Genomic DNA, 14,560 nt, shown 5'->3' with positions numbered 1-14,560 from the left:
GCCTTGAGTTGAAGTGGGCTTCAACTTGCAGGCTATCCGCATGACCACGACAACCGCCAACGCCGCCCCGACCACGGCCAACCCGGCCGCCGTGCACCGGACGGTGCCGGCGCCACCGGTGCCGGAGCCGGTCGCGGCCGCGCTGCACCGGGTACGCGCCGGCCGCGAGTTCGGCGCCAACGTGTACTCGACCGTCGACGTGCTCTGGGTGCTCTACGACCGGATCCTCCGGATCACCCCGGACAGCGTCGACGACCCCGAGCGGGACCGGTTCCTGCTCTCCAAGGGCCACGCCGTCGCCGGCTACTACGCGGTGCTCGCCGCGAAGGGCTTCATCCCCGACGACTGGCTGGACGACCAGGGCGGGCCCGGCAGCCGGCTCGGCGACCACCCGGACCGGACGCTGGTGCCCGGGGTGGAGATCGGCTCCGGGTCGCTCGGCCACGGTCTCGGCCTGGGCATCGGCACCGCGCTCGGGCTGCGGGCGCAGGGCCTGCTCACCCCCCGGGTGTACGTGCTGATCGGCGACGCGGAACTGGACGAGGGCTCCAACCACGAGGCGATCGCGTACGCCGGCGCCACCGGCCTGGCCAACCTGACGGTGGTGGTGGTCGACAACCGCTCGGCCACCCACGGCTGGAACGGTGGCGCGGCCGCCTGCTTCGCGGTGAACGGCTGGACCGCCGCCACCGTCGACGGGCGCGACCACGACGCGCTGCACGCCGCCCTCACCGGGCACGACAACCACCGGCCGCACGTCGTCGTCGCGGTCGTCGACGGGGAGGAGTGACGATGCGGGAGACCTTCGTCCACACCGCGACGGACCTGCTGGCCGAGGACCCACGCACCGCGCTGGTGCTCGCCGACATCTCCGCCGCCGCCTTCGCGCCGGCCGCCGAACGGCACCCGGACCGGGTGCTGAACGTGGGCATCCGGGAGCAGCTGATGGTCGGGGTGGCCGGCGGGCTCGCCCTCGCCGGGCTGCGACCGATCGTGCACAGCTACGCGCCGTTCCTGGTCGAGCGGGCGTACGAGCAGCTCAAGCTGGACCTGGACCACCAGGGCGCGAACGCGGTGCTGGTCAGCGTCGGCGCCTCGTACGACCGGGCGGCGGCCGGGCGGACCCACCTCTCACCGGCCGACGTCGCACTGATCGACACCCTGAACGGCTGGGCCGTGCACGTGCCCGGGCACCCCGGCGAGGTGGCCGCGCTGCTGCGCGACGTGGTGGCCGGCGACGGGTCGGCGTACGTACGGCTCTCGACGCTGCGGAACGACCGGCCGCTCGGCGGCGACGGCGCGCTCGCGGTGGTGCGGGACGCGGGCCCGGGCGCGCCGCTGCTGGTGGCGGTCGGACCGGCGCTGGACGCGGCGGTGGCCGCGGTGGCCGACCTGCCGGTGACGGTGGCGTACACCAACCGGCCGCGGCCGTTCGACACGGCGGGGCTGCGGTCGCTGGCCGGTACCGAGGTGATCCTGGTGGAGCCGTACCTGGCCGGCACGTCGAGCCGGGTGGTGTCGGCGGCGCTGGCCGACCGGCCGCACCGGCTGCTGGCCCTGGGGGTGGGGCGGGAGGATCTGCGCCGCTACGGCGCGCCGGAGGACCACACCCGGTGGCACGGCCTGGACGCCGCCGGCCTGCGCCGGTCGGTCGCCGGCTTCCTGGATTCGGCGCTGGTGCCCGTCGGCCACTGAGCGGCGGGCGGGTCGCCGCCGGCGCCGGGCCTCTGCGACCAGCTGCGAGCGCCGGGCTTGTGCGATTGACTGCGGGCGCGGGCCTCAGCGGGCCGGCGCGGTGGGACGGCGGCGGGTGCGCTCCCGGCCGAGGATCCAGAGCGCCTCGACGCCGTCCTTCCACGTGATCTTCTTGCCCTCTTCGCGATTCCGGGCGCGGTAGCTGATCGGCACCTCGTAGGGGCGGATCCGGCGGCGCAGCAGCTTGCCGGTGACCTCGGCCTCCATGCCGAAGCCGCGAGACCGGACGTCGAGCGAGCGGTAGAGCGCGACCGGCATCAGCTTGAAGCAGGTCTCCAGGTCGCCGATGTAGGAGTTGAACAGCACGTTGGCCGCCATCGTGACGCCCTTGTTGCCCATCACGTACCAGAAGCTGTAGGCACTGTGGCTGCCGAAGGTGCGATTGCCGTAGACCACCGTGGCGCGCCCGTCGAGCACCGGGTCGAGCAGCTTGGGAATGTCCTGCGGGTCGTACTCCAGGTCGGCGTCGAGGATGACCATGTATTCACCCTCGGCGCTGTCCACCGCCGTCTTGATGGCCGCGCCCTTGCCCGCGTTTCGCTGGTGGGTGATGACCCGCAACCGCTGGTCGTCGGCGCGACCGAGAATTTCCCCGGTGCCGTCACGGCTGCCGTCGTCGACCACGACCAATTCGATCTCGCACGGGTAATCGACCGCCAATGCCTGCTTCAGGGCATCCGCGATGCGTTCTTCCTCGTTGTAGACCGGCATGAGGATCGAGAGCTTCACGGGATTCTCCACGGTGGCGGACAATATATCTGGCCTAGCCTAGCCTGGCAGGTCAGCGGGGCGGTGGCCGCCACCGTAGGGCAACCGGCGTGGCGAATCCAGTCCGATGGTGTTTACTTCCCGCCATGTCGGCAGCCGGCTCCCTTCTCGCGGTGGCGCCGGCCGCCGCGATGCTCCTTCTCGTCGTCGCGAGCCGGCCCGCCGGCGACGGTGTGACGGCGCCGTTACGGCTGGCCGTGGTCCGGGCCGCGCTGATCACCGGAAGCTTCGCGGTGCTCACCGTCGAGGCGCTCGGTGCGGTGGGCGCGCTGACCCGGCCCGCGTTCCTGAGCGCCTGGTTGGTCTTCCTGGCGGCCGCGGCCGGGGCGGCCGGTTGGCGTCGCCGGCGGGACGCCGCGCGGTCTGGGCAGACGGTCACGGCCGCACCCCGGCAGGCACTGGTCGGCGCGGCCGCCGGGCCGGTCACCGACACCTCCGCCGCCACGACGGACGACGCGCGCGCGGTCGCGACCGCGCCGACTCCCGACGCTCGGCCGGTCGGCGCCGGGTGGCGGGCGCGGTTGGCCGAGCGGTGGCGTACGGCGGGGCGCGGCGAGCGGCTGCTGGCCGGCACGGTGGGCGGGCTGGTCCTCGTCGAACTGCTGATCGCGCTGCTCGCCGAGCCGAACAACTTCGACTCGCAGACGTACCACCTGCCCAAGGTGGAGCACTGGGTGGCCCAGGGCGACCTGGACTTCTGGCCGACCGCCATCCACCGGCAGGTGACCATCCCGCCCGGCGCCGAGTATCTGCTGCTGCACCTGCGCCTGCTGACCGGCGGCGACGGGCTGCACAACCTGGTGCAGTGGGCGGCCGGGGTGGGTTGCCTGTTGCTGGCCGCGCGGATCACGGCGCAGCTCGGCGGGGGTCGGCGGGCCCAGCTGGTCGCCGCGTTCGTGCTGGCCACCACGCCGATGGTGGCGCTCCAGGCGACCAGCACGCAGACCGACCTGGTGGTCGCGGCCTGGGTCGGCTGCGTCGCGACCCTGGCGCTGGACGGGCTGCGCCGGCGTACCGGCCTGGGCACCCTGCTCGGTCTCGGTGCGGCCACCGGGCTGACCGCGGTGACCAAGACCAGCGGCCTGATCGCGGTCGGCCCGCTGCTGGTGCTCTGGGGCCTCGCCCAGCTCCGGCTGGCCCGGGTCGCCGGGCAGGGCGCCCGCGCGGCGGGCTCCGCAGCACGGCCGGTCGCGGCGCCTCGCGCGGGCGGCGTCGCCCGTACGGTCGTCGGGTCAGTCCTGATCATGCTCGTCGCGGTGGCGGTGGTCGGCCCGTTCCTGGCCCGGGTGACCGCCGAGTTCGGCCACCCGCTCGGGCCGCCCCGGCTGCGCGAGTCGATCCCGATGGAGCGGCACGACCCGGCCTCGATCCTGGTCAACGCGCTGCGGATCGGGCACACCGCGTTCGACACGCCGCTGGCGCCGCTGCGTCGGGCCGGCGCCGAGGCCATCATCGACGGCGCCGGCGCGATCGGCGTCGACGCGCAGGACCGGGCGATCACGTTCGGCCGGGAGGTCTTCCCGGTGCCGGCCTGGTACCCGGACGAGGATCGGGTGGCGTTCCCGCTGGCCGGCTCGCTGGCCCTGCTCGGCGCGGTCTTCGCGCTGACCCGGCCGGCCCGGATCAGCCCGGCGCGCGCGGGGTCCCTGCGGGCGTACGCGACGGTGGTCGTCGCCGCGCTGGCGCTGCACACCGCGATGATCAAGTGGCAGCCGTGGGGTAACCGGCTGCTGCTGTACGGCCTGCTGCTGGCCGTACCGTTGGCCGGGCTCTGGTTGGACGCCCTGTTCCGCCGCCGCACCGGGGCGGTCGCTCCGGCCGACGGCCCGAGCGCCACCGGCGCCGGCTCGGCCATCCGCGGTCGGCGGTCGTTGGCCGCCCTGGCGGCGGTGACCGTGCTGGCCACCTCCGCGCTCGCCGGGGTGCTCGCGGTGTCGTACGGGTTCCCGCGCCGGCTGGTCGGTGCGGGTTCGGTCTTCGCCACCTCCGAGTGGGACACCCGGTTCCTGCGCCGCCCGCAGTGGGCGGACGAGTTCCGCTGGGCCGCCGACGCGGTACGCGACAGCGGCGCCCGCCGGATCGGCCTGGTCGAGCAGAACGACAACTGGGAGTACCCGTGGTGGCTGCTGCTGCGGGACGCTGCCGGCCGGCCGCCGGAGCTGGTGGCGCTCCAGTCGGTGCTGCCGGAGCGGCCACCGGCCGATCCGTCCTCGGTGGACGCGATCGTCTGCACCGGCAGCCGGCCGGCGTGCACGAAGCTGGTGCCGGCCGGGTGGCGGGTCGAGTACCGCGGCTACGTCGGCTACGCCCTGCCGCCCGGCCGCTGAGAGCGCCGCGATCGCACGCCCGGATCGTCCGAAGGGTGCGGTTCGGCACACCGCGCAAGGATTGCGAGACGCATTCACATACCTGACTCCGCAGGTTACCTTCTGGTAACTCAATCGACGTCCCGCGATTGAGCGGAAAGGAGTGCGTCGATGCCTGTCTCCTCCGCCAGGCGCGAACGGGCCATTCGACGGCGGGCGCTCGCCGTCGCCGTCGCCGCCGCTCTCGTCCTGCCCATGCTGGTCGGAACGGCCGCCCCCGCCGCCGCGGCCGACCGACCGGCCGTCCAGCCCCTCCCCGCCAACCTCGAGGCGATCCGCGCCGCCGAGGCGACCGCCCTCTACGGCTCGCCGGGCATCCGCCCGATCGAGCAGCGCCGCACCGCGCTGATCACCATGGGTGACAGCGAGATCTCCGGCGAGGGGGTGGGCAACTACGTGCCCGGCACCCACGAGCCCGGCAACTGGTGCGACCGCTCGTACGACCAAGCGGTGTTCCGCACCGGCATCGCGGCCGACGAGCGGTACAACATCGCCTGCTCCGGGGCGACGCCCTGGAACCTGATCGCCGGTGGGCCGACCCAGCACAACGAGCTGAACCAGGGCGACCACCTGGCGATCAAGGCGCGCAACACACACATCCGGCTGCTCTGGGTCGTGGTCGGCGCGAACGGCGACGGCACGATCCAGTTCGGCCCGGTCGCCACCGACTGCACGATCCGCCGGGTCTTCTTCCAGGGCCCCTGCTACCCGACCTACACCGACCAGTGGACCGTTCGCACCAACGGCAGCCGCCAGGCCGTCGAGGATGCGCTCAACGACATCCGCAACACGATGACCAAGGCCGGCTACCTGCGTACGGACTACGAGCTGGTGCTCATGTCGTACCCCAGCCCGGGCAGCCCGGACGTCGAGGACAACCCGAACTTCCCCGGCTGGTACACGGGCGGCTGCCTGCTCTACCTGCACGACGCGGCGTTCGCCCGGAACAAGGCGGTGCCGCTCTTCGAGTCCGCGCTGCGGGCCGCCGCGACCAACACCGGCACCCGCTACCTGGACGCCAGCCGCCTCTTCCACGGCCACGAGGTGTGCACGGACAACACCTCGGTCCGCGGGCTCTACATCGAGGTCGGCATCTGGGACGAGAACGCGGCCCGGCAGTCGTTCCACCCCAACTTCCGGGGGCACGGCATGTTCGCCCAGTGCATCACCCAGTTCTGGAACTCCGGGCAGCAGCGGGCCACCTGCGTCGACCCGGCCAGCACCGGCAACGGCGTGCTCTACAATGGGCTGTTCGAGTTCAAGCAGCTGCGCAACGCGGCCACCGGCACCTGCGTGGACGGCAAGGGGTACGACTCACGCAACGGCACGCAGCAACAGTCGTACGCCTGTCACGGCGGCCGTAACCAGGGCTTCTGGTACGACGCCACCCGCCAGTCGCTGCACTCGGAGCTGTCCCACGACCGGTGCCTCGACGTCGCCAACGGGTCGTTGACCTCCGGCACGGCGGTGAACATCCACGACTGCCACGGCGGCGCCAACCAGAAGTTCGTCTTCGCCGGCAACCAGATCAGGCCGGCCGGCAACAGCAGCCTCTGCCTGGCCTTCGACAGCCCGTGGCTGGGCACGCCGCGGCTGCGGCTGGCCGGCTGCTCCACGAGCACCCGCCAGCAGTGGTCCTTCGAGTCCCGCAACGTCGCCAACCCCGTCGGCTACGGCCACGACGACTTCATCGGCTCCCGCGTCTACTGATCACGCTCGTCCCGAACAGAGGGGCCACACCGGTGCGGTGTGGCCCCTCTGCCCGCGGGTCGGCGCGCGTCACCTGTCCGCGCGCGCCGCGAGCGGTGGTTACTTCTTCCGCGGGACGACGATCAGGCGGGCGACTCCGGCGTCGCCGTCCTTCGCGCCGGCCACCCCGAGGGTGGTGCCGACCTTGACGTCGCTCGGCTGGACCGACGTCCGCCGCTCGACCACCCGGAGATCGTCGCCGAACCGCCAGGTCATGTTGAAGCCGTCGGTGGACTTCACGGTCATCGAGTCGCCGTCGATCGCGGTCACCTCGCCGCGCTGCACGGCCACCGTCTTCGTACCGCCGTCCTTGGTCTGCACCACCGCCTCGCCGTGCAGGGTGTTCTTCCGCAGCAGCACCCGGGCCTGGCGGCGCTTACGCAGCTCCTCGGCCCGCTCGCGGCGCGGCTTGTCACCGGTCGCGGTCGGCGTGGGCGCGGCCGAGGGCGACGCCTGCGCGGCGACGTCCACCACGTCCAGCTCGTCGGCGTCGAAGCCCATCGCGGCGAGCGCCTGACCCTCGGCACCCATCGCCGCGGCGACCTCGACGGCCGCCTCCCGCGCCGGCTGGCCGGCCCGCTCGGCGACGCCGCAGCCGCTCACGCCGAGCGTGACCGCCGCGAGCAGCGCGGTGCCGGCAACGAAACCCCAACGTGCCATGACTCTCCCTCTCGTCCGTCGAGGTGCCCAGCCTCCCGCGCCGCGGCGAGCGTGACGTCAGGCCGATGTTCGGGTGACGTAAGGATCCGCCGGCAGCCGGACGGTGAACGCCGCCCCGCCCTCCGGGGCGTGCCCCGCCACGATCTCGCCGCCGAGGCGGCGGACCAGACCGGCGGCGAGCGCCAGGCCGAGCCCGCTACCCACCTTGCGCACTCCCCGGTAGCGCTGGTGCAGCGCGCCGCGCTCGAACGCCACCGCCAGGTCGTCGTCGGTGAAGCCCGGTCCGCCGTCGCGGACCTCGACGATCCCGCCGGCCGCCGGGTCCGGCGCCGCCGGCCGGACCGCGAGCACCACCGGCGCCCCCGGCGGTACGACCCGCAGCGCGTTCTCCAGCAGCCCGTCGACCACCTGCCGGATCCGACCCGGATCGGTGTACGCCGGCACCGGACCGCCCGGACTCTCGATCCGGAACGGAACACCGACCGCCGCACACCGCCCCGCCCAGGTCGGCTCCGCGTCGGCGGCCAGCCGGGCCAGGTCGACCGGCACCGGCTCCAGCGGGAAGTCCGCGGCCTCCAGCCGGGCGAGCGCCAACAGGTCGCTGACCAGCCGATCCAGGTGCTCGGCCTCGGCCAGCACCGTGCGGCCCGTACCGGCCGCGTCGTCCGGTTCGATCACCCCGTCGGCCAGCGCCTCGGCGTAGCCCCGGATCGCGGTCAACGGGGTGCGCAGCTCGTGCGAGACGGAGAGGAGGAACTCCCGCTGCCGCCCCTCGCTGGTGGCCAGCGCGGCGGCCAGCCCGTTCAGGGCGGTGGCCAGGTCGGCGACCTCGTCCGGCGGTTCGACCGGCACCCGGACCGCCCGGTCGCCGGCACGCAGCCGGGCGGCGGCGCTCGCGGCGATGCGGATCGGCCGAGCGAGCCGGCGGGCCAGCAGCAGTCCGGCGACCACGCCGGCCGCGAGACCGGCGAGCAGGGGCGCCCAGAGGCTGAGCAGCACCTGTCGCCAGAGCCCGGTGGTGACGGGCCGGGCGAGCACCACCCCGTTGCCGGCCGGCAGCGTGCGTCCCTCGATCAGCGCGCGCCGCCCGTCCACCGGCCGCCGCGTGGAGACGTTGCGCCCCTCGGCGACCCGCTGCACCACCCGCGGCGGCAGGCCGGGACGGTCCACCGCGCCGCCCCGGATCAGGTACGCGTCGATGCCCTGGGCGCGCAACTGGCGGATCAGCCGCTCCTCGTCGGCGGTGCGACCGCGGTCGACCCGGGTACGCAGCACCTCGGCGGCGAGACGGGCCTGCGCGGCCAGCGCCTCCTGGTCACGCCGTTCCGCGCCGCGCAGCCCGATGGGCACCGCGACGATCGCGGTGACCAGGACGGAGACCAGGGCCACCGCGCAGGTGACCAGCACCGCCCGGGCGGTCAGCGTCCGGCCGAGCCGGGACCTGGGCGGCGCGGGCGGCGCGGCACCGAGCACCGGAAGCGCCACGGTCGGGTGCTCAGGCATCCGCCGCGTACCCCACGCCGCGGTGGGTCCGGATCACGCTGGCCGCGCCGAGCTTCGCGCGGACCTGCGCCACGTGCACGTCGACGGTCCGGGTGCCGGCGTGCGCCGCGTACCCCCAGACGCCGGCCAGCAACTCCTCCCGCGTGAAGACCCGGCCGGGGCGGGCCATCAGGTGGGCGAGCAGGTCGAACTCGGTCGAGGTGAGCTGCACCGGGTCGCCGGCGGCGGTCACCGTCCGGCGGGCCGGATCGAGGGTCACCGCGCCGACGACCCGCGGCCGGTCCACCCCCTCCGGTGGCCCGGCGGTGCGCCGCAGCACCGCCCGCACCCGCGCGACCAGCTCGCGCGGGCTGAACGGCTTGGTGACGTAGTCGTCGGCGCCCAGCTCCAGGCCGACGATCCGGTCCACCTCGTCGTCCCGAGCGGTCAGGAAGATGACCGGCGTCCAGTCGCCGGCCTCGCGCAGCCGGCGGCAGATCTCGGTGCCGGCCAGGCCGGGCAGCGCGATGTCCAGCACGCACGCCACCGGACGCAGCCGGCGGGCGGCGGCCAGGCCGGCGGTGCCGTCCCGCTCCAGGTGTACGCCGAACCCGTCCCGGCTCAGATAGAGCCGGACCAGGTCGGCGATGGCCGGCTCGTCCTCGACCACGAGGACGAGCCCGCGGTTCGGCGGCTCGACGGTCACCGGCCCATGATTGCGGACCGGGTGCCCCCGGTGCCGGTCCGGGTATGTTCGGGTTCGGTAAAGGCCGGCCCGCCGGTCAGCGGACGGCGGCCGGGCGGAACGTGACGGGCCGGGTGCCGGCCGGCGCCTCGCCGATCGTGGCGACGATCCGCTCCCGGGCGGCGCGGAGGCGGGTGCGGAAGGCGTGGTTGAGCAGCGCGTCCAGCTGCCACACCTGCTTCGGGTGGGTGGTCCGGATCAGGAAGCGCTCGCGGATGCCGTCGATCGCGGTGGCGGCCAGCTCGACCGAGTGCAGCCGCGGGTCGGGACTCCACGTGACGTTGCTCAGCTCACGCAGCTCGGTGTTGAGGTGCAGCCGGAGCCGGTGCAGCACCCGGGTCTGCTGGGTGACCACGAGCCGCCGGTGGGTGAGCAGGAGCAGGTACTCGCCGGCGACCGGACGGTCGGGTCGGCTGCACCGGGTGACCAGGATGGTGGCGTCGCCCGAGCCGACGCAGCGGCGGAAGACGGGCATGTGCCTGCTCACGGTCTGCACAGCGATGCCGGCCTCGGCGGCGGCCGGAAGGAACGTTCGGGAGAAGACGTCCATGCCCTGCCCAACGACCTCCGGGCAGGGGTGACGTGGGTCACGTCGAGATTTTGCAACTTCCACGTACGGCGGTCGCACCGGGTGTGCGACACCGGACTCAGAGCAGCTCGACGACCGTCGCGTTGGCCATGCCGCCGCCCTCACACATGGTCTGCAGCCCGTAGCGGATGCCGTTGTCCCGCATGTGCTGGAGCATCGTGGTCATGATCCGGGCCCCGGACGCCCCGAGCGGGTGCCCGAGGGCGATCGCGCCGCCCCGCGGGTTGAGCCGCTCCGGGTCCGCCTCGGTCTCGGCCAGCCAGGCCAGTGGCACCGGGGCGAACGCCTCGTTCACCTCGTACACCCCGATCTCCTCGATGCCCAGCCCCGCGCGGCGCAGCGCCTTCGCGGTGGCCGGGATGGGGGCGGTGAGCATGGTGACCGGGTCGTCGGCCGCGACCACCGCGGTGTGGATCCGGGCCAGCGGACGCAGTCCGTGCCGGCTGGCCCACTCGGAGGTGGTGACGGCGAGGGCGGCGGCGCCGTCGGAGATCTGCGACGCCGACCCGGCGGTGACCACACCGTCGGCGCGGAACGGGGTGGCCAGCTCGCCGAGCTTCTCCAGCGAGGTCTCCCGGCGGATGCCCTCGTCGACGGCGAACTTGCCGCCGTCGGCGAGCGCCACCGGCGCGAGCTCCGGATCGAACGCGCCCGCGTCCTGCGCGGCCGCCGCCTTCTCGTGGCTGGCCAGCGCGAACTCGTCGAGCTGCGTGCGGGAGAAGCGCCACCGCTCGGCGATCAACTCGGCGCCGACGCCCTGGTTGAACGGCAGCGGGGAGTCCTCGGCGAAGCCCTCGACGCCGCGGTAGCGGTCCCGCAGCTGGTCGCTGAACGGCATCCCACCGGCGACGCTGGAGCCCATCGGCACCCGGGTCATCGACTCGACCCCGCCGGCCACCACCAGGTCGGCCTGTCCGGAGAGGACGGTCGCGGCGGCGAAGTGCAGGGCCTGCTGACTGGAGCCGCACTGGCGGTCCAGCGTGGTGCCGGGCACCGACTCCGGCCAGCCGGCGGCGAGCACACCGTTGCGGGCGATGTTCCACGACTGTTCGCCCACCTGCGACACGCAGCCCCAGAACACGTCGTCGACCTGCGTCGGATCGATGCCGGTGCGCTCGGCCAACGCGCGCAGCACGTGGGCCGACAGGTCGACCGGGTGTACGCCGGCCAGGCTGCCCTTGCGCCGCCCCACCGGGGTGCGTACGGCGCCGACGATAACCGCGTCACTCATCTCTACTCCCCGGTAACTTGCGTTGCCCCCGATCCTACGTCGTCCGGGGACCGGCCGTCCGCCCCCGGGCGGGCGAGGTACCGATGCCGGCGCCTTCGGGGCGCGGCCAGGGGATGCGGTTGGGCTCGGGCTGGCGCTGGCATGCTGGGCGGATGGATGACGCCTCCCCCGACCGGCAGCGGATGGATGACGCCTCCCTGACCCGGGAGTGGCGGGTGCCGGGGAGCCTGCCGGCGGCGAAGCTGGTCGGCGGGGCTCTGCTGGTCGCCCTGGGCCTGCTGTTCGCCGACGGCGACCCGATCCGGCTGGCGCTGGCCGCCCTGGTCGCGGCCGGGCTGGCCGGCTGGGCGGTACGCGACCTGGTCGCGCCGGTCCGCCTCGCGGTGGACGACGCCGGCGTCACCGTCGTCCACGGCTTCGCCCGGCGGCGTCGCCTGCCCTGGTCGGCGATCGAGGTGATCAGCGTGGACCGCCGGCCGCGGCTCGGGCTCACCACCGAGACACTGGAGATCGACGCGGGCTCGTCGCTGCACCTGTTCGGCCGGTACGACCTGGGCACCACACCGGAGGAGGTGGCCGGGACGCTGCGCGCCGCCCGCCGCGCGGCGGGCGCCTGACCGCGACCCCCCGTGCGGACGCCGCGCCGACGGTCGGCGGTCCGTGGAGCCCGGTCGGCCGTCGGCTCTCGGCGCCGGACCTGGTGCGACGAGCGTTATGACGCAGAGGCATATTTATGCCTCTGCGTCATAACGCTCCACAGGGTCGGTGCACCGCAGGCCGCGCCGCCCGCGCCGCCCGCCCGTCCGTCAGCCGGCGAGGAGTTGGGCGGTCCGGATCAGCGCCAGGCCGATCAGGGCCACCACGATGATCGCGCCGCCGGCGGACTGCACCAGCGCGCGTCGGGACCGGGGGGCGTACGCCAGCACCAGGGCCATCAGCCCGCCCGCCACCAGGCCGCCCAGGTGCCCGGCGATGGAGATGCCCGGCACGGTGAACGTGAAGACCAGGTTGATGACGAGGATCGGCAGGATCGCCGAGGTGTCCCGGCCGAGCCGTCGCATGATCACGAAGATCGCGGCGAAGAGCCCGAAGATCGCGGTGGACGCGCCCGCGGACGCGGTGTTCTGCGCGCTGAAAAGGTAGGCCGCGACGTTCCCGCCGAAGCCACCGATGAGGTAGAGCGCCAGGAAACGCAGCGGGCCGAGGTTGGCCTCCAGCGACCGGCCCAGCACCCAGAGCGCCCACATGTTCAGCAACAGGTGGACCACGCCGTAGTGCAGGAACATCGCCGTGACGAGCCGGTACCACTCGCCGTCGGCGACGCCGCCCACCGTCCCGTCGGGGAAGACGGCCAGCCCGATCACCGACCCCCAGTCGGTGAGTGGGGTGTTGCCGCCCAGCAGGCCGCCGAAGCCGGAGCCGCCGACCGCCGCGTCCCCGCCCCGGTCGGAGGCGATGGAGAGCAGCATGAGCAGCGCGTTCAGCGCGATCAGGGCCTTGGTCACGTAGCCGTGCCGGCCGGCGGCACCGCCACCGAAGGCGGTGCGCGCCGGCCGGACGCTACGGCGTCCCTCGCTGACGCACTCCGGGCACTGGTGCCCCACCGACGCGGCCCGCATGCAGTCCGGGCAGATCGGCCGGTCGCAGCGGGTGCAACGGATGTACGTCTCCCGGCCCGGGTGTCGGTAGCAGACCGGGGTGGTCGGCGGCGACTCGCTCACCGTCCCCGCCCTCCGGAGCGCTCAGTCATGCGAGCAAAGGTACCTCGCGGACGCCTCAGTCAGCGTTGCCCTCGATCTCGACCCGCTCGATGACCACGTCCTGGAGCGGACGGTCGCTCGGACCGGTCGGGGTGTTGGCGATCGAGTCCACGACCTTCGCCGACTGCTCGTCCGCGACCTGCCCGAAGATGGTGTGCCGGTTGGTCAGGTGCGGCGTCGGGGCGACGGTGATGAAGAACTGCGAGCCGTTGGTGCCCGGCCCGGCGTTCGCCATGGCGAGCAGGTACGGCCGGTCGAAGCGCAGTTCCGGGTGGAACTCGTCCGCGAACTTGTAGCCCGGCCCACCGCGACCGGTGCCCGTCGGGTCACCCATCTGGATCATGAAGCCGGCGATGACGCGGTGCGAGATGGTGCCGTCGTAATACGGCCCGTTGCCCGGCTGGCCGGTGCGCGGGTCGGTGTACTCGCGCTTCCCCTCGGCCAGTTCGACGAAGTTGCGGACGGTCTTCGGCGCGTGGTTGGGGAAGAGCTCCAGCCGGATCGGGCCAGCGTTGGTGTGCAAGGTGGCGTAGACAGCCTCGGCCACGGGTACTCCTCACTCGTTGGTCAGTTCCATGCGGATCCTCCCATGTGCCCGATCTGGCATCGCGGAGGCATCCGAAGGTGGAGGATGACGAAGGAACAACTCCCAGGAGGTGGGACCGTGTTTGGAATGGGACGACGCAAGTCCCAGGGGCAGCTGGCCCGGGCCGAGCTGAACCAGAGCATCAGCCACCTGATGCAGGCGGCCACGTACGCCGCGAGGGGCGCCGGTGCGACCGTCGGCCCGCGGGTCCAGGCGGCCCGGGACTACGTCGGACCGACGGCGGCGAGGATGCGTGACGGCGCCGCGACCGGCTGGGGGACGACGCGCACCTCGCTCGCACCGCTCGCCGCGGCCGCCCGCGAGGGCGCCGTGCAGGCAGGTTCGATGACCAGGAAGGCGAAGTCGAGGAACATGCGGATCAGCGGGAAGAAGAAGCAGCCGCGGCGTCGCGGTTCGATGATGACGGGCCTGCTGGCCGCCGGCGCGATCGCCGGTCTGGCTGGCGCGATGGCCATGCGGCGCCGCCGCGAGCAGCAGGAGTGGGCCGAGTACGACCCGACCCGCAACCTGGAGCCGATGCGGGACGAGGTGGACACCATCGAGGTGCAGACCCGCCCGACGGCGGCCGGAGCGAAGATGGCCGACGCGAGCGCGTCCGGAATGGGCGGTGGCCCGACCGGGGCCGGCAGCTCGGCCGTGGCCGGTGGCAGCAGTGCCTCCACCACCCCGGCGACCACCAAGTCGAAGGTCCAGCCGACGGACAAGGTCCCGTCGGTGGCCGAGGGCGCCAAGGACGTCTCCGGCCGCCCGGCGGACGACCTCACCAAGGCGCTGGGCAAGGACACCGCCCGCACCAACGGGCGTCGCTGACCGCGGCGACAACGGAAGGCGCCGGCGAGCGGGGTGAC

Annotated in this window: 14 protein-coding genes; 6 read left to right on the top strand and 8 right to left on the bottom strand. The window is 73.7% G+C overall.

The window, feature by feature from the left end:
* The first annotated feature begins 13 nt into the window (after positions 1-13).
* Together O7603_RS22255 and O7603_RS22250 are read left to right on the top strand one after the other, a co-directional pair.
* On the top strand, positions 14-790 hold the full coding sequence (locus O7603_RS22255) for a transketolase (RefSeq protein WP_281571733.1): 777 nt from the start codon (positions 14-16) through the stop codon (positions 788-790).
* Positions 791-792: 2 nt separating this feature from the next.
* Positions 793-1,695 carry a transketolase gene (locus tag O7603_RS22250; protein WP_281571732.1) on the top strand — a complete coding sequence of 301 codons (903 nt, stop codon included), beginning with the start codon at positions 793-795 and terminating at the stop codon, positions 1,693-1,695.
* An 84-nt stretch (positions 1,696-1,779) separates the two neighbouring features.
* Here O7603_RS22250 and O7603_RS22245 read toward each other — a convergent pair whose 3' ends face one another.
* The gene (locus O7603_RS22245) at positions 1,780-2,484 is read right to left on the bottom strand and encodes a glycosyltransferase family 2 protein (protein ID WP_281576768.1); all 705 of its coding nucleotides are present in this window, start codon (positions 2,482-2,484) and stop codon (positions 1,780-1,782) included.
* 125 nt (positions 2,485-2,609) lie between these two features.
* On the opposite strand from O7603_RS22245, the gene O7603_RS22240 reads away from it, so the two are divergent.
* Both O7603_RS22240 and O7603_RS22235 read left to right on the top strand, forming a co-directional pair.
* Positions 2,610-4,850 carry a hypothetical protein gene (locus tag O7603_RS22240; protein WP_281571731.1) on the top strand — a complete coding sequence of 747 codons (2,241 nt, stop codon included), beginning with the start codon at positions 2,610-2,612 and terminating at the stop codon, positions 4,848-4,850.
* Positions 4,851-5,000: 150 nt separating this feature from the next.
* Positions 5,001-6,599, top strand: a complete 1,599-nt coding sequence (locus O7603_RS22235; RefSeq protein ID WP_281571730.1) for a ricin-type beta-trefoil lectin domain protein — start codon at positions 5,001-5,003, stop codon at positions 6,597-6,599.
* A 99-nt stretch (positions 6,600-6,698) separates the two neighbouring features.
* Here the strand turns inward: O7603_RS22235 and O7603_RS22230 are convergent, their stop codons facing one another.
* From O7603_RS22230 to O7603_RS22210, 5 genes are all read right to left on the bottom strand, one after another.
* Complete coding sequence (locus O7603_RS22230) at positions 6,699-7,298, bottom strand: hypothetical protein (RefSeq protein WP_281571729.1); 600 nt, start codon at positions 7,296-7,298, stop codon at positions 6,699-6,701.
* Positions 7,299-7,355: 57 nt separating this feature from the next.
* Positions 7,356-8,801, bottom strand: a complete 1,446-nt coding sequence (locus O7603_RS22225; protein ID WP_281571728.1) for a HAMP domain-containing sensor histidine kinase — start codon at positions 8,799-8,801, stop codon at positions 7,356-7,358.
* A complete protein-coding gene (locus O7603_RS22220; RefSeq protein ID WP_281571727.1) occupies positions 8,794-9,486 on the bottom strand; it encodes a response regulator transcription factor in 693 nt (230 codons plus the stop codon). The genes O7603_RS22225 and O7603_RS22220 overlap by 8 nt, the downstream gene beginning before the upstream one ends.
* A 76-nt stretch (positions 9,487-9,562) precedes the next feature.
* Positions 9,563-10,075 (bottom strand): hypothetical protein, encoded by a 513-nt coding sequence (locus O7603_RS22215; protein ID WP_281571726.1) that lies wholly within the window; start codon positions 10,073-10,075, stop codon positions 9,563-9,565.
* A 97-nt stretch (positions 10,076-10,172) separates the two neighbouring features.
* Positions 10,173-11,345, bottom strand: a complete 1,173-nt coding sequence (locus O7603_RS22210) for an acetyl-CoA C-acyltransferase (RefSeq protein ID WP_281571725.1) — start codon at positions 11,343-11,345, stop codon at positions 10,173-10,175.
* Positions 11,346-11,497: 152 nt separating this feature from the next.
* Between O7603_RS22210 and O7603_RS22205 the strand changes: the two genes are divergently transcribed.
* Positions 11,498-11,962: a PH domain-containing protein gene (locus tag O7603_RS22205; RefSeq protein WP_281571724.1), complete on the top strand. Its 465-nt coding sequence runs from the start codon at positions 11,498-11,500 to the stop codon at positions 11,960-11,962.
* A 189-nt stretch (positions 11,963-12,151) separates the two neighbouring features.
* Here the strand turns inward: O7603_RS22205 and O7603_RS22200 are convergent, their stop codons facing one another.
* Positions 12,152-13,066, bottom strand: a complete 915-nt coding sequence (locus O7603_RS22200; RefSeq protein ID WP_281571723.1) for a rhomboid family intramembrane serine protease — start codon at positions 13,064-13,066, stop codon at positions 12,152-12,154.
* Positions 13,067-13,121: 55 nt separating this feature from the next.
* Entirely contained in the window at positions 13,122-13,652 is a 531-nt protein-coding gene (locus O7603_RS22195) for a peptidylprolyl isomerase (RefSeq protein ID WP_281571722.1), read from the bottom strand.
* 84 nt (positions 13,653-13,736) lie between these two features.
* Here O7603_RS22195 and O7603_RS22190 point away from each other — a divergent pair, with 84 nt between their 5' ends.
* Positions 13,737-14,522, top strand: a complete 786-nt coding sequence (locus O7603_RS22190; protein ID WP_281571721.1) for a hypothetical protein — start codon at positions 13,737-13,739, stop codon at positions 14,520-14,522.
* Positions 14,523-14,560 lie beyond the last annotated feature (38 nt).

It is taken from the genome of Micromonospora sp. WMMD812 (assembly GCF_027497215.1).
In the GTDB taxonomy this organism is placed as follows: Bacteria; Actinomycetota; Actinomycetes; order Mycobacteriales; family Micromonosporaceae; genus Micromonospora.
This window is presented reverse-complemented; position numbering and strand designations above follow the sequence as displayed.